The sequence below is a fragment of the Nocardia sp. NPDC050378 genome, from assembly GCF_040655675.1.
Lineage (GTDB): Bacteria > Actinomycetota > Actinomycetes > Mycobacteriales > Mycobacteriaceae > Nocardia > Nocardia coubleae.
The window spans coordinates 216719-237889 of the sequence record NZ_JBFAKI010000003.1 but is presented as its reverse complement, the minus strand read 5'-3'; the positions used below and the strand labels follow the sequence as shown (position 1 = coordinate 237889).

Below are 21171 nucleotides of genomic sequence, written 5' to 3'. Positions count from 1 at the left end.
GCCTGACGCGCGGCCACAACCGCACCGTGCAGATCGGGCCATCATATCGGCCGTTCACACACATACCGGGATCGCGCCGGTAGCCCCCAGAATCTCGGGCCCAGAGGTGTATCGGCTCCGGCTTTGTCACTGTTGCCGCTTCAACGGCAAAGTGACGGGGCTCATACGAACCACCGTCACTAGATCGTGCCTGTTTGCGGGCGATATCCGCTCAGTGAGCCGACGGGCCCCATTCCATCGGAACGCCCTTGGAAGCCAGGTACGGCAGCGGGTCGATCTTGGCGCCGCCCTGATCCCAGATCTCGAGGTGCAGGTGCGGGCCGGTGGACTGGCCGCGGTTGCCGACGGTCGCGATGACCTGGCCCGCGTTCACCCGCTGACCCTCGCTGACGAGCATGTCGTTGACGTGGCCGTAGACCGCGGTGGTGCCGTCGTCCTGCAGCACCCGCACCCACAGACCGAAGCCCGAGGCCGGACCCGCCTCGACGACGGTGCCACTCATGACGGAGTGGATCGGGGCGCCGAGGTTGTCGGCGAAGTCGATGCCGCTGTGCATGGCGCCCCAGCGGGCGCCGAAGCCGGAGCTGATGGGACCGGCGACCGGGCGGGCGGCCTGCGGCGGCGCGACCTGGTGCTGGATGCCCTGCAGAATGTCTTCGACCTGCGACAGTGGGCCGGAGATCTCCGGGGGCAGGTTGCCGATGCCGAACGGGGCGGCCACCGGCGCGGCGATGGGGGCGGCGACGGCCTGCACCGGCGCGGGCGCCTCGACGTGGGAGGCGACTTCCTGCGCGGCGACGAGGTTCACGTCTTCGCGGGCCGACTCGGGAACGACGGATTCCTCGACGTCGTCCTGGGTGGTCGGCAGCAGCGGGGCGGCGTAGGCGATGGCGGGGACGACCTGCGCGGCGGTCCCGACCAGGGCGCCCGCGGCGACCGCGGCACCGGCGGCGGCCCGCACCCGCTCGGTACGCGAGGGCGCGGCGCGGTGCCGGCTGGGGCGTCCGGCGCCACCGTCGGCCAGCAGGGCCTTGACGGAGATCGAATCGGGGCCCATACGGTGCTGCGACAAGGTTTCGTCCTAGCGTCCGGCGACAATGACGGTACGAAGCCGATCTCGCGATCGACCTGGGATCTCTCCCGATGCCGGACTATGTGTAACGGTTCGGCATCCGTCGTGATGTGAACTGTACCGCGCCGTGATCATTCCGCAACCTTCGGTGGCGAATTCCCAGGTAAATCGTGTGTTGACTAGTAACGAGCCCAGGATCGCGACGTGTTACCGCCCGCGTCGCGGGGGCTGGACACCGGTTCGGCGGGCCACACTCTTGGCATGGTGATCGAGAGCTTGCGCGTCCCCGTCGTCGCCGCGCCCATGGCGGGCGGCCCGTCCACTCCCGAGTTGGTGGCCGCGGTGTCGGCCGCGGGCGGGTTCGGACAGTTGGCCGCCGGATACCTCGGCACCGAGGCGGTGGCCGCGCAGATCGCCGCGACCAGAGAGCGCATCCCCGGGCCGTTCGGCGTGAATCTCTTCGCGCCGGGCCCGGTCGCCGATCCGGCCTCCTACGCGGGCTACCTGGCCGAACTCGGGATCGAGTTTCCGCTCGGCACGCCCAGGCACGACACCGACGGCTGGGCCGACAAGCTCGACCTGCTGATCGAGGAGCCGGTCGCGGTGGTGTCGACCACCTTCGGTTGCCCCACCGCGGTGGAGGTCGACCGGTTGCACGCCGTCGGCTCCGAGGTCTGGGTGACGGTGACCTCGCCCGCCGAGGCCGCCATCGCGCTCGACGCGGGCGCCGACGCACTGATCGCCCAGGGGGCCGAGGCGGGCGGGCACCGCGCGTGCTTCCTCGACGACCCGGCCGACGACCCGATCGACCCCCTCGGCCTGCTCGCCCTGCTGCAATTGCTCACCGCCACCACCGATCGCCCGATCGTCGCCGCGGGTGGCATCGCGACCGGCGCGGCGGTCGCGGCGGTTCTGGCCGCGGGCGCGCGGGCGGCGCAGGTCGGCACGGCCCTGCTGCGCTGCCCGGAAGCCGGAACCAACGCGGTGCACCGTGGCGCGATCGGCTCCACCGAACCCACCATGCTCACCCGCGCCTTCACCGGTCGGCGTGCGCGCGGCATCCGCAACCGGTTCCTCATCGACCACACCCCGGGCACGCCCGCGGCGTATCCGGAAATCCACTACGCCACTTCGCCTTTGCGCGCCGACGGCCGGGCCGCGGGCAACCCGGATCAGGTGAATCTGTGGGCCGGACAAGCGCATTCGCTCAGCACCGAGCAACCAGCGCGCGAACTGGTCACCGCCCTGTGGTCGGACGCGAAATCCTCGCTGCGCCGCGCCCTTTCGGACTGAACCCGCTTATCGACAACGGATTTCGTTTACACTCGGCCGGGCATTCCACCGAATACTTCGAGCAGGAGGAGAGCGCCATGTCCCTCGATGTTCCCGCAGCCTTACTCGAACGCGCCGAACAGGGCGATATCGACGACGCGGAATTCGTCGACTGTGTCCGCCGGTCGCTGCCCTACGCCTGGGAAGTGGTGAGCCGGGTCGCCGCTGATCTGCGTGACGGCACCGACGAATACGCCGACAACCGGGTCCCACCGCCGGACGAGGCGGCCCGCGGCCAGCTGCTGCGTGCCCTTGCCTCCGACGCCATCCGCGGTGGCCTGGAACGCCACTTCGGGGTCAAGTTGGCCTTCCAGAACTGCCACCGGGTCGCGGCCTTCCCGCTCTCGGCGGTCGGCGGGGAAACCTACACCCGCTACATCAGCCCACGCGCCCAGCTCCTGAACCAGAGTCCAGAGCTCCGTAACTGCTGAATCTTCGGCGGCCGACGCCGCGGGTCCTGCTCGGAGAAGGGGCTTGGACCACAGAAGGGCGGGCGTGGAAGTGATTCCGCGCCCGCCCTTCTCGTCGTTCTAGACCGTGACGACCTCGAGCTCTCCCTCGGCGTACTGGGCGCGCAGGCGCTTCTTGTCGAACTTGCCGACGCTGGTCTTGGGCACCTCCGCGATGAAGGTCCAGCGCTCCGGAAGCTGCCACTTGGCGAACTTGTCGGCCAGGAAGTCACGCAGCTCGGCGGCCTCGGCGGCGGCACCCTCGGCCAGCACGATGGCGACCAGCGGGCGCTCGTCCCACTTCTCGTCCGGCACGCCGATCACGGCCGCCTCCGCGACGGCGGGGTGGCCCATCACCGCGTTCTCCAGGTCGACCGAGGAGATCCACTCGCCGCCGGACTTGATGACGTCCTTGGAGCGGTCGACCAGGGTCAGGTAGCCGTTGGGGCTGATCTTGCCGACATCGCCGGTGCGCAGCCAGCCGTCGTCGAACTTGTCCGGGTCGATCTCGGCGCCGGTGGGCGAGTAGTAGGAGCCGGTGATCCAGGCACCGCGCACCTCGAGCTCACCGAGGGACTCACCGTCGTTGGGAACGACCTTGCCGTCGTCGCCGACCAGGCGGGCCTCCACATTCGCCGGGAAACGGCCCTGGGTGTAGCGGTACTCCCAGGCCTCGTCGCCGTCGACGCCCGCGGGCGGGTGGGCGACGCTGCCCAGCGGCGAGGTCTCGGTCATCCCCCAGGCGTGCAGGATGCGCACGCCGTGCTTCTCCTCGAAGGCGCGCATCATCGACGGCGGCACCGCCGAACCACCGACGACAGCCGTGCGCAGGTGCGAGATGTCCTGCGGCGCGGCGGCCAGCGCGGCGAGCACACCGCCCCAGATGGTCGGCACCGCGGCGGCGAAACTCGGCTTCTCGGCGGCCATCATCTCCAGCAGCGGCGCGGGCTGCAGGAAACGGTCCGGCATCAGGATGTTCGCGCCCGACATCAGCGCCGCGTACGGCAGGCCCCACGCGTTGGCGTGGAACAGCGGAACGATCGCGAGCACGTAGTCACCGCCGTGGAAACCCATGCCGTTGGGCGAGTTCACCTGCATCGCGTGCAGCCAGTTGGAGCGGTGCGAGTAGACGACACCCTTCGGGTCGCCGGTGGTGCCCGAGGTGTAACACATCGCGGCGGCCGAACGCTCGTCGATGACGGGGAAGTCGAACTCGGCGGACTGGCCGTCGAGCAGCTCACGGTAGGAATGCACCTGCACGCCCTCGGGCGCGGCGAGCGCGGCCGGGTCACCGTTGGCGACGATCACGTGCTTGACCGGCTTCAGGTTCGGCAGGTACTGGGCGAACAGCGGAACCAGCGTGCCGTCGACGATCACCACCTGGTCCTCGGCGTGATTGGCGACGAACACCAGCTGCTCCGGGAACAGCCGAATGTTGAGCGCGTGCAGAACAGCACCCATCGCGGGGACCGCGATGTAGGCGGTCATGTGCTCGTTGTTGTTCCACATGAAGGTGCCGACCCGGTCGCCCTCTTCAATGCCGAGCCCGCGCAGCGCGTTGGCCAGCCGAGCGGAATCCGCGCCGAGCTCGCGGTAGGTCATGGTGCGAACACCGTCGCCGGTCCAGGTGGACACAGTGGAATCGCCTTGGAAAGTGGCGGCATAGTTGAGCAGTTTTGCCAGCGAGAGCTGGTCGTCCTGCATTGTGCTCAGCATCGGTGCTCCTTCGAATCCCTCGCCGCGGAATGATCCACGTCACACGGGATGTTACCGAAAGGTTTGGCCTGAGCAACGGGTTCCTCAACCAAGATTCCGGTCTCGACCTTGTCGGCGCGGACGGGCAGCCCGGCCGTACTGTGACCGGCATGGCTGTAGACCGCATGTTGCCCACCGAAGAAGCGCGCGACCTGATCGAGCTGACCCGTGAGATCGCCGACAAAGTGCTCGAGCCGCGCGTCGCCGAAAGCGAGAAGACCGGGACCTTTCCCGAGGGCGTTTTCCCCGCCCTCGGCGCGGCCGGACTGCTCAGCCTGCCCTACTCCGAGGAGTTCGGTGGCGGCGCGCAGCCGTACGAGGTGTACCTGCAGGTGCTCGAGGAACTGGCGAGCCGGTGGGCGGCGGTCGCAGTGGCGGTGAGCGTGCACGGGCTGTCGTGCCATCCCTTGTTCACCTACGGCACCGACGAGCAGAAGCAGCAGTGGCTGGCAGGGATGCTGTCGGGCGAAACCATCGGCGCCTACAGCCTTTCCGAGGCACACGCCGGTTCCGACGCGGCCGCACTGCGCTGCCGCGCGACCCCCGTCGACGGCGGTTACCGGATCACCGGAACCAAGGCCTGGATCACCAACGGTGGCCGCGCCGACTTCTACACCCTGTTCGCACGCACCGGCGAAGGCTCGCGCGGCATTTCGTGCTTCCTCGTGCCCGCGGGCACCGAGGGTCTGAGCTTCGGCAAGCCCGAGGAGAAGATGGGTCTGCGCGGCATCCCCACCACCACCGCTGCCTACGACGACGTGTTCCTGCCCGCCGAACGCCGCATCGGCGAAGAGGGGCAAGGACTTTCGATCGCCTTCAGCGCCCTCGACGCGGGCCGCCTCGGCATCGCCGCCGTCGCCACGGGCGTGGCCCAGCGCGCGCTCGACGAGGCCGTCGCCTACGCCAAGGAGCGAGAAGCGTTCGGCCGCAAGATCATCGACCACCAGGGCCTGGGTTTCGTGCTCGCCGACATGGCCGCCGCGGTCGACACCGCCCGTGCCACCTACCTCGACGCCGCCCGCCGCCGCGACGCCGGTCTGCCCTATTCGCGTCAGGCCAGCGTCGCCAAACTCGCCGCCACCGATGCCGCGATGAAGGTGACCACCGACGCCGTCCAGGTGTTCGGCGGCTACGGCTACACCCAGGACTTCCCTGTGGAGCGCTACATGCGCGAGGCGAAGGTGATGCAGATCTTCGAGGGAACCAATCAGATCCAGCGCCTGGTGATCGCCCGCCATCTCGCCGGTTGAGCAATTCGGCAACGCGCTGATCACCAGCGGTCAGCGCGTTCGCCGCAACCGGTCAGTAAACTGAACAGCATCTCGACACCTCGACGAAATGAGGCGTGCGATGCTGTGGTGGCTGGTCTTGATCCTGGTGTTATCGGTGGGCGCCCTGCTGTACCTGCGCGCCGAACAGAACAAGCGGACCGCCCGCGAATTCGACGAGGCACGAGCCGAGGCCAGGGTGGGCATCGAACGCCTCGGCGGCCAGGTCTACGCCCTCACCCCGCGCAACGAGGCAGCCCGCCAGGCTCTCGCCGACGCCGCCGAACGCCACACCGCCGCCACCGCCCAACTCGACCGCGCGCGCTCACCCCACCAGGCCGACCTCGCTCGCCGCACCGCCCTCGAAGGCCTCTATTACGTCCGCGCCGCCCGGCAGGCGATGAACATGGACCCCGGCGATCCGATCCCCGCCCTAGACGGCCAGGACATCGCGGGCCGCGTCGAACAGTCCCGAACCATCGACTACAACGGCCGCCGCATCACCGCCTCCCCCCACCCCTCCCCCACCACCGGTCACTACTACCCCGGCGGCCGAGTCGCGGGCCGCCCCGTCCCCGCGGGCTGGTACTCCGAACCCTGGTGGAAACCCGCCCTCCTCGCCGGTGCCTGGGGAGCAGGCTCGGTCCTGTTGTTCTCGGCCCTGTTCGCCGGCATGCACGGCATCGGCTACGACGCCGAAGCCTTCGAAGACGGCACCGGCCGAGCCGCCACCCCCGCCCCCACAGACCTCACCGACCCCGGCTACGACACCGGCACCTACCCCGCCTTCTGACCGAGCCCGACACCCCCACCCACCCCCTCGCGTTATACTCACCTCGGCCCGCCGAGCGAGCCCCCCGCCTTCGTAGCTCAGGGGATAGAGCACCGCTCTCCTAAAGCGGGTGTCGCAGGTTCGAATCCTGCCGAGGGCACCAGAATTTCTCAGTCGGGCATCGCCGCGTACGTCACGACGAGGGGCGCGTGATCGGAGAGGCGCTCGGCGGGTGACGGTTCCTTGTCGACGACGACAGACGTCGCGAGGCGGGCGAGGCCGGGTGTCGCGAGTTGGTGGTCCACTCGCCAGCCCACATCCTTGGCGAACGATTGCCCCGCCCAACTCCACCAGGTGAGTGGGCCCGGGTGATCGCCGTGCACCTGTCGCACCACGTCGACGAGCCGGCGCCTGCCGAGAACCGCACTGAACCACTCGCGGTCGGCGGGCAGGAAGCCGTCCATCGTGCGGGCGGCACGCCAGTTGGTCACATCGTGCCGGGTGTGCGCGATGTTCAGATCCCCGGTGAGGACGAACTCGCGTCCCGCGCTCAGCGCAGCGAGTCGGTTCCGGTGCACTTCGCGGGCGAACGCTGCGAGGAACCTCTGCTTGCGTTCGTACTTGACCCCACCGTCGGGCTGTTCGCGCATCGATCCCGGGCGCTGGAGATGCGCGGGCAGACCACCCTTGGGGAGATACAGAGAGCCCACCGTCACCGGGCGGTCGGCCAGATCGACCTCGACATAACGTCCCTGCGCGATGAACTCACCGAGTCCGCGAGCCCTGGGTGGGTGGGTCACCCACGTCCGCACGGCAGCGGCGGGAAGCTTGGTCAGTACGGCCACACCGTTGCGACCGGCCACGGAACCGACGTCCACGGCCGCCGAATAGCCCGGGAAGGTTCCCACATCGGCTGCGGAACAACGCAACTCCTGCAGCGCGACCACATCCGCCGACCGCGCCCGCAACCACTGGTCGAAACCACGACGACGCGACGCGCGGATTCCGTTGACGTTGAATGTGGCGACAGTGAAGCACTCAGCGACCGACGAACCCATGGCAACACTGTGCCGGAGACCCCTGTCACCCGCCCGGGCAGCTCCGGTACACGACCTGAAACCAGGATGTCGCAGGTTCGAATCCTGCCGACGGCACAAATTTCTCCCGCCGCGAGAAGGAGAGCGATGCCGAAGTCGTCGACCGGACTTCGTGAATGCGAGCCTGGCTGACGTCAGGGAGTAGCCTGCCGCGTGCCCAGCACTCGACAGAACCCTCCACTATGGATGCGATCGCACCGCCACACCCGAACGCGGCGAGCCACGCCAACACCGCACAGCAGGTGCTCGGAGCACTGCGGCCCTAGCTGGTCGAGCGCAGGGCCTTCCCGAGTTTCACCCGGCGCTCGTCGTCCGCTGAAGGCCGGACAGGCCAGAGGGTTTCGGCGATCTCCGTTCCCGCCTGGGTGCGGTAGGCGTCGACCAGGATGGCCGGGTCGCCGCCTGTTTCGGTGAGGGCGGCCGCCGCTTCACTGCCGTCGGCGAAGACGAGGTCGAAGCGGTCGCCGGGGAGGTCGAGTTCCAGACCTGGGAACAGGTGGGTGTAGGCGACGACTAAGGAGGGTGCTTCGGTCACTGTATTCCTTCCGATCGGAGACGCTCTCACCCTACGAAGCGAAATACTCCAGCGACCCGCACCAAGCCTCCGATGTCGGGAGTGCCGGTCACCGATCCGGGTGCTGCCAGACCCGAACTGTCCCGCCGACCGTATCCGGCACATGATCACCGATCGGGTTTCGACGCCACGATGGTCATCGGGCAGGCGTCACGCCTGGCCGATCACGATGCATCATCCGCTCCGGGCGAGATCCGGAACCGTCAGCCGATGCCGTCGATGGCAAGCAGAGCTTCGGCGACCCGCACCGCCTCGGCCAGCTCGTCGGCGGTGCTGCGGAGCTGCTCAGGGGTGCCCTCGGAGACGCCCAGGTCGAGGTCACGTTCGACGAGCAAGCCCCGGAAGAAGTCGGTGTTGGGCCACAGGCGGGTCAGGCGTTGGGGCTCCATGTGGAGGATGGCGAGGGCCAGGGCGGCACCGATCGTCGACGGCGCGGGGCCACCGCTCAGCATCGCGACGCCGGGAGCGGCGGCCTTCATCGCGTCGATCAGGTCGGCGTCACCGGCGACGAATCCACCGCAGCTGCCGAGCGCCTTGGACAGGGTGCCCATCCAGATGTCGACCGCGTCGCCCGGTAGGCCGAAATGTTCGCGAACGCCTCGGCCGTCGGCGACGAACACACCGAGTGAATGCGCCTCGTCGACCATCACGGCGCAGTCGAATTCCCTGGCAAAGGAGGCGATTTCGGGAAGCCGACCGACGGTACCGTCCATGCTGTGATGACCTTCGAGCACCACCACCGCACGGTCGATATTGGCGCGCGCCATCCGCAGCACCGACCGCAGCGACTCGGGGTCGTTGTGCCGGAAGTGAGCTGACGCGCACCGTCGCGCGCGAATTCAGCCGAGTCTCAGCGCTGGCGCCAGCTCAGGGGGCCGGGGAGGTCGACGGCGTTCTTCCTGGTGCGCGAGTTCCAGGACCAGGGACCGATTTTGATGCCCCAGGACGACAGGCCTGACTGGGTGAAATTGAACTTCAGGGGACCGAAGGATTTGCGCTGACGGAATCGGATGGGCATGGCTGGCCTTTCGGTTCGGCGCGTCGATCCGAATCGAGCTCGGCGGCAGCCGATTCCAGTGCATCGACGCTACCAGCCATGATAGTTCGGATATGGCGGGTGATGTGGTCGAGCGGCCAGTCCCACCAGGCGCAAGCCAGCAGACGCTCGACTTCGGCTGCGGGATAACGGGTTCGGATCAGCCGGGCCGGGTTGCCACCGACGATCCCGTAGTCGGGTACATCGGCGGTGACCACGGCGCCGGTGCCGATGATCGCACCGTTGCCGACGCGGACGCCGGGCATCAAGGTCGCGCCGTTGCCGATCCACACATCGTTGCCGATCACCGTGTCCCCACGGCTCGGCAGGTCCATGACCAGGTCGATATGGTCGGCCCACGAACCGCCGAGGACGGGGAACGGGTAGGTCGACGGGCCGTCCATGCGGTGGTTGGCGCCGTTCATGATGAACCGGGCGCCGGTGGCGATGGCGCAGAACTTGCCGATGACCAGTTTCTCCGGACCGTAGCTGTAGAGGACATTGCGGGTTTCGAAGGCGGTCGGGTCGTCGGGATCGTCGTAGTAGGTGAAGTCGCCGACCTCGATCCAGGGCGAGGTCACGTGCGGTTTCAGCAGCATCACCCGGGTGCGGTCGGGAATGGGGTGGGCTGTGGTCGGGTCGGGTGCGGGCACGGGGGCTCCTTCGGGATTCAGACGGTGGCGGTGGCGCCGAGGGCGAGGTGGGCGCCGTGCCAGCGTGAGCGCAGGCGGCGGTCGTGGCTGACGACCAGCAGTGCACCGCGATAGGTGCTCAGGGCGGTTTCCAGGTCTTCGATCAGGGCCGGCGAGAGGTGGTTGGTCGGTTCGTCGAGGAGCAGAGCGTCGACGGGCTCGGTGACGAGGCGGGCAAGGGCCAGGCGTTGGCGTTGGCCGGTGGACAGGTCGGCCACGCGGGTGTCCAGTTGCGCGCGATGGAACAGGCCGAGGGCGAGTAGTTGCTCGGTGTGCTCATCGGGGCCGCCCGCGCGACCGTGCGCGAAGGCGGCGGCCAGGGTTTGCGACGAGTCGGAAAACGAAGGCTCCTGGGCCAGGTAGCCGATGCGCCCGCGCCGGGCCACGGTGCCGGCGTCAGGTGTGACTTCGCCGGTGAGAACCCTTAGCAGCGTGGACTTTCCGACGCCGTTGGGCCCGGTGATCAGCACCCGCTCCCCCGCCGCGATCGACAGGCTCGTCCGGTGCAGCCGACCCTCGACCGCCACGTCGACCGCTTCGAGCACCGGCCCCTGCACTCGCCGCGTCCGCAGCGCCGGGGTGAACCGCAGCGGCTGCGGCGGTGCGGGTACCGGGTCGGCCAGCAGCCGCCGCAAACGTTCCTCCGCGTTGCGGACACGACTGGCCAATGACTGCTGAACCCGCCCACCGGCCCGGTCGTAGGCCATCTTGTTGTTGTCCTTCATCGCCCGGCCCGGTGCCACCGCGCGGGCGGTGGTCGCGGCGCTCTCGCGCAGGCGGGCGATGTCGGCCTGCCACTGTTCGTGGGCCTGCTCCCAGCGTTGCCTGGCCGCCGCTTTTTCGGTGAGATACCCCGCGTAGCCGTTGCCGTAGCGGACCACTTGTCTGCGGTCGGCGTCGACCTCGAGCAGGTCGGTGGCGACGCGTTCGAGGAACCGCCGGTCGTGTGACACCGCGACGATGGTGCCGCGACGGATGCGCAGGTGGTCTTCGAGCCAGGTCATGGCGGTGTCGTCGAGGTGGTTGGTCGGCTCGTCGAGCAACAGCACCTCGGTGCCCGCCGCCAGCACCGAGGCCAACCGCAATCGCACCTGCTCGCCACCGGACAGGTCGCCGACGCGGCGATCGCGGGCGACGAGTCCGAGACCGAGACCGTGCAGCGCCCGTTCCACCTCGGCTTCGGCGTCGTAACCGCCACGCAGCTCGAAAAGGGTTGTCAGCTCGGCATATTCGGCCATCCCGTCACCGTCGGCCATCGCGGCTTCCAGCGTTCGCAGGCGGTTCTCGATGGCGCGCAGGTCGACCAGGGCGCGGTCGATGATCTGCTGCACGGTGAGGTGCGGTGGAAGTTCCTCGTCCTGGGCGAGGTAGCCGACGCCGCCGTCGGCCCGGACCGTCACCTCGCCGGAATCGGGCAGTTCGCGACCGGCCAGCAGGCGCAGCAGGGTGGACTTACCCGAACCGTTCTCGCCGATGATCCCGGTGCGCTCGCCCGTGGCGAACGCACACGTCACCTCATCGAGAACCGGGCGCCCCAGGAAGGATTTGCTGACCGCGCGTGCGGTGAGTTGGGTTGGCATACAAGCACTCCGAAGCATTCGAGGACGCGGACCGAGCGGACCGCAGGACGTGATGAACGCTTCGAAGGAGCATCGGCAACCTCACTAGTGCGACAACAATTGCATTAGCATGGTGCCACAGGATTTCCCCGCGAGCAAGAAGAAGATTCATGAGCGAACCCAAACCGCGCCCAGGTGGCCGCACCGCCCGCAACCGGGAGCAGGTGCTGGCCGCTGTCGGCGCCGAACTGGCCGAGAACGGCTACGACGCGCTGACCATCGACTCGGTCGCCGAGCGCGCCGGTGTGCATCGGACCACCGTGTACCGGCGGTGGCGCAATGTGGGCGGGCTGCTCGCCGATGTCATCGCGGCGGCGGGTGATCTGGACTGGCAGCCGCGCGATACCGGTTCGCTCGCCGGGGACCTGGCCGCGCTGAACGAGGAGATCCAGGAGTCGTTGCTCGCGGAACCATCGATCGCGTCGGCGCTGATCGCGGTGTCGTTCCGGTCGACGGAGGCCGCGCAGGGGCTCGCGCGGATGTGGGAGGACCGTTACGCGCAGTGCGAGATCGTCGTGGCGCGGGCCGTGGAACGGGGCGAGATCCCCGCCGACACCGATGCCCGAGCGCTGCTCATCGCGGCGACGGCCCCGGTGTACCACTGCCTGATGCTGCTGCGCACCCCGCCGGATCCTGGGCTGCCGGAGCGGGCGGCGGCCAGCACTGCGCTCGCCGCCCGTGCGGGGGCGTTCCGCGGGTGAACGGTAGTCACCGCACGCCACCCGGCGGTCAATGTCGCGAATGGCGCTCGGCGCGTGATTTGTTGCGGGCGTGGGCTTCTCGCAACAGCTCACGCAGCACCTCGGCGGCATCCTGGCCGGGGTTCGTGATCGAAAGCCAGTGCGCCCGGGCGTATTGCGGATGCGGGGCGAAGGTGTTGTCGGCGAGCGGGTTGCCGGCGTATTCGGTGAAGGTGTCCGTGCCGACCGCGACGTTGACGCGGAAGGCACCGGGCCTGTCCAGGCCGGACGCGGTGTCGTCGGGATAGTTCTTGGTGACGATCGTGGCGAAGGGCTGGCCACGGGGCACCACGCCGTCCGGGGCGTAGTAGTAGAAGATGTCGCCCCAGCTGATCTCGGGGAAGTCGCTGCCCTCGGTAGGCCGCAGGGCGAGCACACCGTCGAGTCCGCTCACGAAGTCGTCGATCTCGGTAATCTGCATGCTTCAAGCGTCACATTGAAGTGCTTGTGTGGACTCCGACGCGATATACCCGGGAGAACTCGTGACAAAGCTCCATTCGGCCCGCTTGCGCACGGTCGATGTGGCGCGGGCGGCCGGTTACTCGGTGCAGCAGGTGCGCGACCTCGAAAACGACGGTGTGCTGCCCGCCGCGCAACGGACGCCGGGCGGCCACCGGCACTATCGGGACGCGCATGTCGCGGCCGCCCGGGCCTACCGCGCGCTGGCGGAAGGGACCGGCCCGGTGGCGGCGAAAGCGATCATGCGCGGTGCCGTCGCCGGGGAAACCCAGCGGGCGCTTGCCGGGCTCGACGCCGCCCACGCCGCCCTGCACACCGAACGCGGCGAGCTGGCGCTCGCGGTGCGGGCGGCAGCCGGTATCGGAGCCGAACCGATCGCGGACGTGCGCGACTCCGACGTCCTCGGGATCGCCGAGCTCGCCGACGCGCTCGGCGTCCGGACCTCCACGCTGCGGCATTGGGACGCAACGGGACTGGTCGTTCCCGAGCGCACGAAGGGGGCGCGGCGATACACGCCCGAACAGGTGCGCGACGCCAGGATCGTGCACCAGTTGCGGCGCGCGGGTTACGGCATAACCACCCTGCGCACGGTGCTCACCCAGTTCCGGCGCAGCGGACCGGGAGAACTACGCGAGGCCCTCGCCACCCGAGAGGCCGCACTCACCCGACGCTCCAGGGCACTCGTCGAAGCGGCGGCGGCCCTCACGGAGGTCCTGCGGGATCAGCCGCACAACCCCCGGGCTCGCGCGCTCTGCTGAGTACCGGCGGCGAGCAACTCGAACAGGGCGGTGATGCTCTGGTCACCACGCCCCTCGGCGACCGCGCAACGGAGCAGGTGGTGGATCGGTTCGTGCCAGCTCATATCGATGCCCGTCTCCGCCGCGAGCTGGGTGTCGTCGGGGACCGCCGTGTGGAACAGGTTGATGGTGGCGCCGAGGCGGGTGTAGTCCTGCGTGTCGATCTCGGTGGCCAGGATCGGCAGCAGGGATTCGATCATCCGCAACCATTTCGCCGAGTACCCGACCATCGCCTCGGCCGGGATTCCACGGGCGGCCAGGATCGCCGCCCCCTCGAGGATGCCGAGCAGGGTGGGCAGAAGGGTTGCGCCGACGGCGGATTCGTAGAGGGCGGCCAGATCCGGGTCGGGACCGAGGAATTCGACATCGCCGCCGAGCACGCGCAAGGCCTCGACATGGGTGTCGAAGACGGCGCGGTCGCCACCGAAATACAGCAGGGTGTCGAAGTTTCCGACGGCCGATGGCACGTTCTTGATCGCGCCACCGAGGTAACGCGCGCCCACGCAATGCGCGAAACGCGCGAATTGCCTTGCCTGTGCGGGTGTTCCGCTGTTCAGGGTGATGAGATCGCGGCCCGCGAGTTCGCCGGTGCCGTCCAGGCTGTCGCGGGTGGCGGCGAAGGTCGTCATGGTCGTCACGATCACCCGGCTCGCGGCGACGGCATCGGCGACGGCGGGATGGGCGATCGCACCCGCCGCCACCAGGGCCGTGGTGCGCTCGGGGCTGCGGTTCCAGACATGGGTGCGGTAGCCGGCGGCGAGAAAGGCCTGGGCGATCGCGGTGCCCATCGCGCCGGTGCCGAGCACGGTCACGTTGTTCATGGGTCCGAGTGTGGGCGCCATCCGGGCGGCACAGAAGTACGCACTTTTCCCGCCCCTAGCTCACCCACAGGTAATCGTCCAGGTCAGGGCACCGGCGGGTGAACAATTGTGTGGGGCGTCATTGTTGTGAACCCTGCCAAGGCCGGAGGTGAGCATCCCCGGGTGTACAGCCGGTGGCCGTAAAGTTTCAGGTATGTCGGAGCCCGAGATGACCGAATTGGTACAGCGCATCGTCGAGGAGGCGCTGCTGGGCGGCCCACGACGGTTCAACCGGACCCAGGTGGCCGAGCTCTCCGGCGTACCGGAGAGCGAATCCCGACGGCTGTGGACGGCGCTCGGTTTCCCCGCCAACTCCGAGGAAGCCGTCGACTACGCCCAGATCGACATCGACTCGGTGAGCACCTTCCGCGGCATGAAAGTTGTTGCGGCGTCGAACCTCCGGCAGCAGGCGGCGGCGGCGCGCACCATCGGTCAGGGTCTGGCGCGACTGGCCGAATGGCAGGCCGACCTGGTGCTCGCCGAGGTCAGGGTCCGCGCGGAGGCGGCCGATCCCGCACTACCCATAGCCGAGCGCATCAGGACGGCCGCCGAGGACACCCTCGCCGAGGTCGAGCAGTTGCAGGCGTATGTGTGGCGCAGGCATCTGGTGGCCGCCGTCGCCCGTTCCATCGACGACGCCGGGGACGGATCGACCCGCACCCTGGCCGTCGGTTTCGCCGACATGGTCGGTTTCACCCGGCTCACCCGGCACCTGCATCCCGACGAATTGTCCACGCTGCTGGAGGCTTTCGAGTCGACCACCACCGCCGCGATCACCGACAACGGCGGCTGGGTGATCAAGAACGTGGGCGACGAGGTGATGTTCGCCGCCGAGAACGCGGTCGACGCGGCCCGGATCGCACTGGCCATCCAGGAGTCGACCATGCTCGTCGGCGGCACCCCCGAACTGCGCGTCGCCTTCGCCTACGGTGAGGTGCTGCAACGCTTCGGCGACCTGTACGGCTCGGTGGTCAATATCGCCGCCCGGCTCACCGGCGTCGCCCGCCCCGCCAACATCCTCATCGACGACGCCGCCGCCGAAGCCCTCGCCGACCACCCCGAATTCGCCATCCGGCACCTGCGCAGCGTCCGCGTCCGCGGCTTCAACCGCCTGCGTCCCCACCGCCTTCGCCGCGCGTAGAGAACACTGTCGCCCCCCGAATGGGTGGTACCATATGTGGCATGAACAAAACGACCGTGTATCTCCCCGAGGCGCTGGAGATGCGCCTCGACGCGGAAGCGGCCGCTACCGGTGTCAGCAAGGCGGAACTCATCCGTCGCGGCATCGCCATGTTGCTCGACACCTCCGATCGCCCCAAGCACAACGCGCCACTCCCCGTCTTCCGCAGCGGCCGGTCTCGCACCGCCGACGAGATGGATGACGATGTGTACTCCCATATCAAGCAGCAAGCGGCGCGCCGGTGATCATTGTCGCCGACACGTCGGCCTTGTTCGCCGCCTTCGATGCAGATCAAGAGGAGCATGCGCAGGCGGTCGAAGTGATGGAAACCGAGACGCTCGTGATCTCGCCGCTGGTGTTGACCGAACTGGACCACCTCGTCCACCGAGACCTCGGCTTCCCCGCGGCCATGCAGGTGATCGAATCGCTGATGGGCCGCATGATCGACGGACGCTATCGGCTCGCCGAGCTGAAGCACGTGGATCTGGCTGCGGCTCAGACGATTCGATCCAAATACGAAGGGCTACGGCTGGATCTGGCCGACGCCGTAGGGGTCGTGCTGGCAGACAAGTTCCGCACCGACACCGTCTTCACCCTCGATCAGCGTGATTTTCGCGCGATAGAGCCGTTGACTCACGGCATCGACGCCTTTCGCATTCTTCCCGCCGATATCTAGCGGATGGGCAGGTGTCCCTCGGGGGCCCGACACCGTTCTCTAGGGTGTTGTGGTGGAGATGGATTGGCTGAGTGTGCGCGAGGCGTACACGGTGTTCGCCGATGACGCGGTGGTGGCGCTGAACAAGCCGTCGGGTATTTCGGTGACCGGGGAGCGGCACGACACCGATCTGGTCGAGATCGCGCAGGCGGCGGGGACGCAGGTGTACCCGGTGCACCGGATCGACAAGGTGACCTCCGGGCTGGTGCTGCTGGCGACCGATCTGGCGGCGCACGGACAGCTCACCCGCCAGTTCAACAAGCAGACCGCGCGCAAGGCCTATCTGGCGATCGTGTCCGGGGACGACCTGCCCGACCAGGGCGAACTCGACCTGCCGTTGAGCGTGGGGCGCAAGAACAGGGTGCGGATCGCGGCGCCGCGCGAGGCCATCCGCCGCGAAGGCGAGCGCTGGTTCGTCGACGACGCCGACCTGCTGCCCGCCAAGAACTATCCCTCGCTCACCAGGTTCACCACCGTCGCGCGCAAGGACGATCGCGCCCTGCTCGCCCTGCGGCCGGTGACCGGCCGACGACATCAGATCCGCGTGCAACTCGCCTGGACCGGCCACCCGATCCTCGGCGATCCCCTGTTCGACCGCACCGCCGCCCTCCCCCGCACCCACCTGCACTCCTGGCAGCTGAGCCTGGAGGCCGACTGGCGCACCCCACCGGTCCTCGACCTGCGCGCCACCCCCGGCCCCGACTTCTGGGCACCGCTGACCACCGACCCCGGCGAAGCGGCCACCCTGCTCGCCGAGGCCGACCGCCGCACGGCCTGATCTACCCGACGAGTTCCCAGCTGCTGTCGCCGTTGTTGCGCGCGGTGGCGTTACTACAACCGGCCGGTCGGCGCAGGAGAACGTAAGCTTTCGGGCGGTGAAAACGCACACAGACCAGCCGATGGGTTTCGGTCCGTGGTACGGCTCATGCAGACGAATAAGCGCAGGTCATCTAGCCTTGAAGGGTGCCGATGAGTCATCCCGGCGCACTCTGACGCAACGGAGCGATCCCAGAGAAGAAAGCGACTGCCGATGATCCTGGCGGCTCAGCTCAGCGACACCCATTTCGACCTCAGCGCACGCAATACCGAACGGGTCGAGGCGGTGATGGGCTATCTGGCGGACCTGCCGCGCAGGCCCGACGTCATCCTCGTCACCGGCGACATCACCGATTCCGGCAAACCCGAGCAGTACGCCGAGGCGCGCCTGGCCCTGACCGCCGACATCCCGGTCTACCTGCTCCCCGGCAACCACGACGACCGCGCGAACTTCCGCACCGGCCTGCTCGGCGAGCCCGCCTCGACGGCACCCGTCAACAGCGCCAACCGCGTCGGCCCGCTGACGATCCTCATGCTCGATTCCAGCATCCCCGGCGAACCGAGCGGTGAACTGTCCGAGGACACGTACACGTGGCTACGCGCCGCCCTGGCCGAGGCGCCCGCCGACGGCCCGATCCTCATCGCCCTGCACCACCCGCCGAACCACCTGTTCAGCCCGATCGTCGACGTGATCGCGCTGGCCGATCCCGGTCGTCTGGCCGCGATCGTCGCGGGTGACCAGCGCATCATCGGCGTGCTCACCGGCCACGCCCACTCCCCCATCGCCACCACCTTCGCGGGCAAGCCGATGATCACCGGCCCGAGCACCGCCTCGGTCCTCGGCGGCGAATGGGAGATCACTCCGCCGCATCGCGTGATGGACTACGCACCCGACCCAGCCATCGCATTGCATGTCATCGACGAAAATCACGCTCTGACAACTCATTTCCGCACAGTGGCGATGGGCGGCTGGCTGACCGAACCCCGGATCTGAGCCTGCGCGGCGTGCCTGACACCAGGTGGGCACACGGGATCCACACATAATCCACACGCCGCGCATATCCCGGAGGGGCAACCCCCTGGCAGACTGGACACGTGAATCACAAGCCCGCGGATCTTCCTCGCGGACCACTGCGTCCCATCGAGCTGGCCACCGGGGCGGTGATGGCGGGACTCACCGTCGGACTCATCACCGTGGGGTCGCTGGTGCCGATGGCGGCCGCGTTGCAGCTGGTCGCGGCCGTTCCGCTGGGGCTGCTTGCCCACCGGTACCGGCTGCGGGCGCTGGTCACCGCGACCGTCGCCGCCGGACTGGTGACGTTCGTGGCGGCCGGGATCATGCCCGCGCTCGGGGTGCTCGGCGCCGCGACCATCGCCGGGATCGTCGGCATCGTCAAACGACGAGGTGGCGGATTCGCCGCGGTGCTGGCGCTCGGGCTGGTCGCGGGCCTCGGCTGGGGGCTGTTCTCGGTGGCGAGCCTGCTGCTGTTCGCCCGGACCAGGCAGCTGTTCTTCGACGCCATCCGCAGCACCGCCGAGGGCATCAACAACCTCGCCGAACGACAGGCGCAGCTCGAACCGCTCGGCCGGATGGCGACCGAGGCCACCGATGCCGTGCTGCGCTGGTGGTGGCTCTACATCGGCGGCTCGGTCGCGCTCGGGGTGTTCGTGAGCACCGTGGTCTCCTGGTTCGTGCTCGGCTCGGTGCTCGACCGGCTGCGGTGGCTGCCGGGCAGCGACCGCCTCGACGCACCCGAGGACGACCGGCAGATCGCGCCGCTGCCCGTCGCCCTGCACGGCGTCGGTTTCCGGTACCCGGGAGCCGCCGCCGACGCGCTCGCCGATATCGACCTCACCATTCGGCCCGGCGAGTTCGTCGCCGTGGTCGGGCACAACGGGTCGGGCAAATCGACGCTCACCCGGGTGCTCGCGGGCAGACCACCGACGTCCGGCGCCGTCGACCGGCCGGGCTCGGCGGGCCTCGGCAAACTCGGTGGCACCGCGCTGGTGCTGCAACGTCCCGAGAGCCAGACCCTCGGTGTCTCCGTCGCCGACGACGTAGTGTGGGGCCTGCCGCCCGAACTCGCCGCCCAGGTCGACGTGGACGCGCTGCTCGCCGAGGTCGGCCTCGACGGCATGGGCCGCCGCGAAACCGCCACCCTCTCCGGTGGCCAGCAGCAGCGCCTCGCCGTCGCCGCCGCCCTGGCCCGTCGCCCGGCCCTGCTGATCGCCGACGAAGCCACCTCGATGATCGATCCGGACGGCCGCCGCGACCTGGTCGCCCTGCTGGCCCGGCTGCCCGAGCGGCACGGCACCGCCGTGGTCCTGGTGACCCACCACGAAGCCGACGCGAGCGCCGCGAACCGGGTGATCCACCTGGCGCAGGGCCGCATGGTCGACCGGCTCGCGGCCTGGCCGCAACCGGCCCGCGACCGGCGCCGGGCACCGATGGGCGAACCCATCCTCGAGCTCGCCGGCGTGCGGCACACCTACAACCGGGGCACGCCGTGGGAGGCACCGGCCCTGCACGGTGTCGACCTGTCGGTACGCCGCGGCGAGGCACTGCTCGTGGTCGGTGGCAACGGGTCGGGCAAGTCGACGCTGGCCTGGATCATCGCCGGCCTGATCGCCCCGAGCGAGGGCCGCTGCGAACTGCGCGGCACCCCGGTCGACAAGCAGATCGGGCGCGTCACCCTGGCGTTCCAGCATTCCCGCCTGCAACTGCAGAAGCAGACGGTCGGCGAGGAGATCGCCGACTGGGGCGGCAGGGCCACCGGTTCCGGCGCGGTCGGCCGCGCGCTCGACGCGGTCGGCCTCGACCGGGCCTTCGCGGCCCGCTCGGTCGACGAACTCAGCGGCGGTCAGGCCAAGCGGGTGGTGCTCGCGGCGATGGTCGCCAGCCATCCCCAGGTCGTCGTCCTGGACGAACCGCTGGCCGGACTCGACCCGCAGGGCCGTGCCGAAGTGGTGGAACTGCTTGCCCGCCTGCGTGATTCGGGTCTCACCCTGATCGTCATCTCACACGATGTGGCCGATGTGTCGGTGGTCTGTGATCGCACCGTCCACCTGGATTCCGGGGTGATCGTCGAGACCGCGCGACAGACCGTCGGCGCTGTCGCCGCGCTCACCGAACCGCTGTGGCGACTGGACAATTCACGCAACGAACCGGGGAACGGAGTGGCCCGATGAGCACCGTTTTGTTGCGCGAGGTACCGGTGAACAGCGTGGTGCACCGCCTGTGGGCAGGCACCAAGATGATCGCGGCGTTCACCATCAGCCTGCTGCTGATGTTCTGGCCCGCGTGGCCGGTGCTCGGCGTGGTCATCGCGTTCCTGATCGCGATCGCCGTGCTGGCCAGGATTCCGTTCGGCGCGCTGCCGCGCCTGCCGCTGTGGTTCTGGGGACTGATCGTGCTCGGCGCGCTGGTCAACATTCCCAACGGAACGCGTGGGGTACTGGTCTACGCACAGGTGGTCGTGTTCGGCCTGGTGCTGGTCGCGGCCTCGCTGCTGATCGCGTTCACCACACCGATGGGTGAGGTGGCCCCGGCACTGGCCAAGCTCGGTGCGCCGCTGCGCAAGCTGCGGCTGCCGGTCGACGAGTGGGCCGTGGTCGTCGCGCTCACCCTGCGCGGGCTGCCACTGCTGCTCGACGAGATCCGGGTGCTGCGCGCGGCCCGCAAGCTGCGCCCCAAGGAGAGCCTGCTGCATCGCGCCTCCGACGCGAATCCCCTCATCGACATTCTCACCGCGTGCATGGCGGTGTCGTCGCGCCGGGCGGGCGAGCTGGCCGAGGCCATCACCGCGCGCGGTGGCACGGGCATGCTCACGGCCCATCCCAGCGCCCCGACCAGGCGCGATGCCATTGCCCTCATGATCGTCTTCGCGGTCTGCGCGGGGGCGCTCGGGCTCAACGCCGCACTGTGAACGAGCACGGCT

General features: G+C 69.0%; 23 protein-coding genes and 1 tRNA gene. 14 read left to right on the top strand and 10 right to left on the bottom strand.

The window, feature by feature from the left end; translation table 11 throughout:
* Positions 1-211 precede the first annotated feature (211 nt).
* Positions 212-1072 (bottom strand): M23 family metallopeptidase, encoded by an 861-nt coding sequence (locus AB0I35_RS08875; protein WP_357395232.1) that lies wholly within the window; start codon positions 1070-1072, stop codon positions 212-214.
* A gap of 261 nt (positions 1073-1333) precedes the next feature.
* Between AB0I35_RS08875 and AB0I35_RS08870 the strand changes: the two genes are divergently transcribed.
* Positions 1334-2365, top strand: a complete 1032-nt coding sequence (locus AB0I35_RS08870) for a nitronate monooxygenase (RefSeq protein ID WP_357395230.1) — start codon at positions 1334-1336, stop codon at positions 2363-2365.
* Between the two features lie 77 nt (positions 2366-2442).
* The gene (locus AB0I35_RS08865) at positions 2443-2835 is read left to right on the top strand and encodes an SCO5389 family protein (protein ID WP_357395229.1); all 393 of its coding nucleotides are present in this window, start codon (positions 2443-2445) and stop codon (positions 2833-2835) included.
* A gap of 99 nt (positions 2836-2934) precedes the next feature.
* On the opposite strand, the gene AB0I35_RS08860 is transcribed toward AB0I35_RS08865, so the two are convergent.
* Entirely contained in the window at positions 2935-4569 is a 1635-nt protein-coding gene (locus AB0I35_RS08860) for a long-chain fatty acid--CoA ligase (RefSeq protein WP_357395228.1), read from the bottom strand.
* A 149-nt stretch (positions 4570-4718) separates the two neighbouring features.
* On the opposite strand from AB0I35_RS08860, the gene AB0I35_RS08855 reads away from it, so the two are divergent.
* From AB0I35_RS08855 to AB0I35_RS08845, 3 genes are all read left to right on the top strand, one after another.
* Positions 4719-5858, top strand: a complete 1140-nt coding sequence (locus AB0I35_RS08855; RefSeq protein ID WP_357395227.1) for an acyl-CoA dehydrogenase family protein — start codon at positions 4719-4721, stop codon at positions 5856-5858.
* Positions 5859-5958: 100 nt separating this feature from the next.
* The gene (locus tag AB0I35_RS08850) at positions 5959-6669 is read left to right on the top strand and encodes a DUF1542 domain-containing protein (RefSeq protein ID WP_357395226.1); all 711 of its coding nucleotides are present in this window, start codon (positions 5959-5961) and stop codon (positions 6667-6669) included.
* A gap of 66 nt (positions 6670-6735) precedes the next feature.
* Positions 6736-6811, top strand: a tRNA-Arg gene (locus AB0I35_RS08845).
* A gap of 7 nt (positions 6812-6818) precedes the next feature.
* Here AB0I35_RS08845 and AB0I35_RS08840 read toward each other — a convergent pair.
* The 6 genes from AB0I35_RS08840 to abc-f all read right to left on the bottom strand — a co-directional run bounded on the left by AB0I35_RS08840 (position 6819) and on the right by abc-f (position 11627).
* Complete coding sequence (locus AB0I35_RS08840; protein ID WP_357395225.1) at positions 6819-7706, bottom strand: exodeoxyribonuclease III; 888 nt, start codon at positions 7704-7706, stop codon at positions 6819-6821.
* 301 nt (positions 7707-8007) lie between these two features.
* Entirely contained in the window at positions 8008-8280 is a 273-nt protein-coding gene (locus tag AB0I35_RS08835; protein WP_357395224.1) for a hypothetical protein, read from the bottom strand.
* 242 nt (positions 8281-8522) lie between these two features.
* Positions 8523-9158: an aminotransferase class I/II-fold pyridoxal phosphate-dependent enzyme gene (locus AB0I35_RS08830; RefSeq protein WP_357395467.1), complete on the bottom strand. Its 636-nt coding sequence runs from the start codon at positions 9156-9158 to the stop codon at positions 8523-8525.
* 11 nt (positions 9159-9169) lie between these two features.
* On the bottom strand, positions 9170-9337 hold the full coding sequence (locus AB0I35_RS08825) for a DUF4236 domain-containing protein (RefSeq protein WP_084457272.1): 168 nt from the start codon (positions 9335-9337) through the stop codon (positions 9170-9172).
* Entirely contained in the window at positions 9295-10008 is a 714-nt protein-coding gene (locus AB0I35_RS08820) for a CatB-related O-acetyltransferase (RefSeq protein WP_357395223.1), read from the bottom strand. The genes AB0I35_RS08825 and AB0I35_RS08820 overlap by 43 nt, the downstream gene beginning before the upstream one ends.
* Positions 10009-10025: 17 nt before the next feature.
* Entirely contained in the window at positions 10026-11627 is a 1602-nt protein-coding gene (gene abc-f / locus AB0I35_RS08815; protein WP_357395222.1) for a ribosomal protection-like ABC-F family protein, read from the bottom strand.
* 149 nt (positions 11628-11776) lie between these two features.
* Here abc-f and AB0I35_RS08810 point away from each other — a divergent pair, with 149 nt between their 5' ends.
* On the top strand, positions 11777-12367 hold the full coding sequence (locus AB0I35_RS08810) for a TetR/AcrR family transcriptional regulator (protein ID WP_357395221.1): 591 nt from the start codon (positions 11777-11779) through the stop codon (positions 12365-12367).
* A gap of 28 nt (positions 12368-12395) precedes the next feature.
* Here AB0I35_RS08810 and AB0I35_RS08805 read toward each other — a convergent pair whose 3' ends face one another.
* A complete protein-coding gene (locus AB0I35_RS08805) occupies positions 12396-12827 on the bottom strand; it encodes a DUF6194 family protein (RefSeq protein ID WP_357395220.1) in 432 nt (143 codons plus the stop codon).
* Positions 12828-12888: 61 nt separating this feature from the next.
* On the opposite strand from AB0I35_RS08805, the gene AB0I35_RS08800 reads away from it, so the two are divergent.
* Complete coding sequence (locus AB0I35_RS08800; RefSeq protein WP_357395219.1) at positions 12889-13623, top strand: MerR family transcriptional regulator; 735 nt, start codon at positions 12889-12891, stop codon at positions 13621-13623.
* Here the strand turns inward: AB0I35_RS08800 and AB0I35_RS08795 are convergent.
* Entirely contained in the window at positions 13587-14483 is an 897-nt protein-coding gene (locus AB0I35_RS08795) for an NAD(P)-binding domain-containing protein (protein WP_357395217.1), read from the bottom strand. The genes AB0I35_RS08800 and AB0I35_RS08795 overlap by 37 nt on opposite strands.
* 193 nt (positions 14484-14676) lie before the next feature.
* Between AB0I35_RS08795 and AB0I35_RS08790 the strand changes: the two genes are divergently transcribed.
* From AB0I35_RS08790 to AB0I35_RS08760, 7 genes are all read left to right on the top strand, one after another.
* Positions 14677-15663 carry an adenylate/guanylate cyclase domain-containing protein gene (locus AB0I35_RS08790; RefSeq protein WP_357395216.1) on the top strand — a complete coding sequence of 329 codons (987 nt, stop codon included), beginning with the start codon at positions 14677-14679 and terminating at the stop codon, positions 15661-15663.
* Between the two features lie 41 nt (positions 15664-15704).
* Complete coding sequence (locus AB0I35_RS08785; protein ID WP_357395215.1) at positions 15705-15947, top strand: CopG family transcriptional regulator; 243 nt, start codon at positions 15705-15707, stop codon at positions 15945-15947.
* Positions 15944-16378, top strand: coding sequence for a PIN domain-containing protein (locus AB0I35_RS08780; RefSeq protein ID WP_357395213.1), 435 nt, complete (start codon positions 15944-15946; stop codon positions 16376-16378). The genes AB0I35_RS08785 and AB0I35_RS08780 overlap by 4 nt, the downstream gene beginning before the upstream one ends.
* 58 nt (positions 16379-16436) lie before the next feature.
* Complete coding sequence (locus tag AB0I35_RS08775; protein WP_357395466.1) at positions 16437-17195, top strand: RNA pseudouridine synthase; 759 nt, start codon at positions 16437-16439, stop codon at positions 17193-17195.
* 252 nt (positions 17196-17447) lie between these two features.
* Entirely contained in the window at positions 17448-18227 is a 780-nt protein-coding gene (locus tag AB0I35_RS08770) for a metallophosphoesterase (protein WP_357395212.1), read from the top strand.
* A gap of 101 nt (positions 18228-18328) precedes the next feature.
* Positions 18329-20422, top strand: coding sequence for an ATP-binding cassette domain-containing protein (locus AB0I35_RS08765; protein ID WP_357395211.1), 2094 nt, complete (start codon positions 18329-18331; stop codon positions 20420-20422).
* The gene (locus AB0I35_RS08760; protein ID WP_357395209.1) at positions 20419-21159 is read left to right on the top strand and encodes an energy-coupling factor transporter transmembrane protein EcfT; all 741 of its coding nucleotides are present in this window, start codon (positions 20419-20421) and stop codon (positions 21157-21159) included. The genes AB0I35_RS08765 and AB0I35_RS08760 overlap by 4 nt, the downstream gene beginning before the upstream one ends.
* Positions 21160-21171 lie beyond the last annotated feature (12 nt).

Coding starts and splice junctions, on each gene's coding strand:
- AB0I35_RS08770 (WP_357395212.1), top strand. CDS start 17,448: ATGATCCTGGCGGCTCAGCTCAGCGACACCCATTTCGACCTCAGCGCA.
- AB0I35_RS08790 (WP_357395216.1), top strand. CDS start 14,677: ATGTCGGAGCCCGAGATGACCGAATTGGTACAGCGCATCGTCGAGGAG.
- AB0I35_RS08775 (WP_357395466.1), top strand. CDS start 16,437: ATGGATTGGCTGAGTGTGCGCGAGGCGTACACGGTGTTCGCCGATGAC.
- AB0I35_RS08760 (WP_357395209.1), top strand. CDS start 20,419: ATGAGCACCGTTTTGTTGCGCGAGGTACCGGTGAACAGCGTGGTGCAC.
- AB0I35_RS08805 (WP_357395220.1), bottom strand. CDS start 12,827: ATGCAGATTACCGAGATCGACGACTTCGTGAGCGGACTCGACGGTGTG.
- AB0I35_RS08870 (WP_357395230.1), top strand. CDS start 1,334: ATGGTGATCGAGAGCTTGCGCGTCCCCGTCGTCGCCGCGCCCATGGCG.
- AB0I35_RS08840 (WP_357395225.1), bottom strand. CDS start 7,706: ATGGGTTCGTCGGTCGCTGAGTGCTTCACTGTCGCCACATTCAACGTC.
- AB0I35_RS08795 (WP_357395217.1), bottom strand. CDS start 14,483: ATGAACAACGTGACCGTGCTCGGCACCGGCGCGATGGGCACCGCGATC.
- AB0I35_RS08825 (WP_084457272.1), bottom strand. CDS start 9,337: ATGCCCATCCGATTCCGTCAGCGCAAATCCTTCGGTCCCCTGAAGTTC.
- AB0I35_RS08810 (WP_357395221.1), top strand. CDS start 11,777: ATGAGCGAACCCAAACCGCGCCCAGGTGGCCGCACCGCCCGCAACCGG.
- AB0I35_RS08785 (WP_357395215.1), top strand. CDS start 15,705: ATGAACAAAACGACCGTGTATCTCCCCGAGGCGCTGGAGATGCGCCTC.
- AB0I35_RS08850 (WP_357395226.1), top strand. CDS start 5,959: ATGCTGTGGTGGCTGGTCTTGATCCTGGTGTTATCGGTGGGCGCCCTG.
- abc-f (WP_357395222.1), bottom strand. CDS start 11,627: ATGCCAACCCAACTCACCGCACGCGCGGTCAGCAAATCCTTCCTGGGG.
- AB0I35_RS08865 (WP_357395229.1), top strand. CDS start 2,443: ATGTCCCTCGATGTTCCCGCAGCCTTACTCGAACGCGCCGAACAGGGC.
- AB0I35_RS08855 (WP_357395227.1), top strand. CDS start 4,719: ATGGCTGTAGACCGCATGTTGCCCACCGAAGAAGCGCGCGACCTGATC.
- AB0I35_RS08860 (WP_357395228.1), bottom strand. CDS start 4,569: ATGCTGAGCACAATGCAGGACGACCAGCTCTCGCTGGCAAAACTGCTC.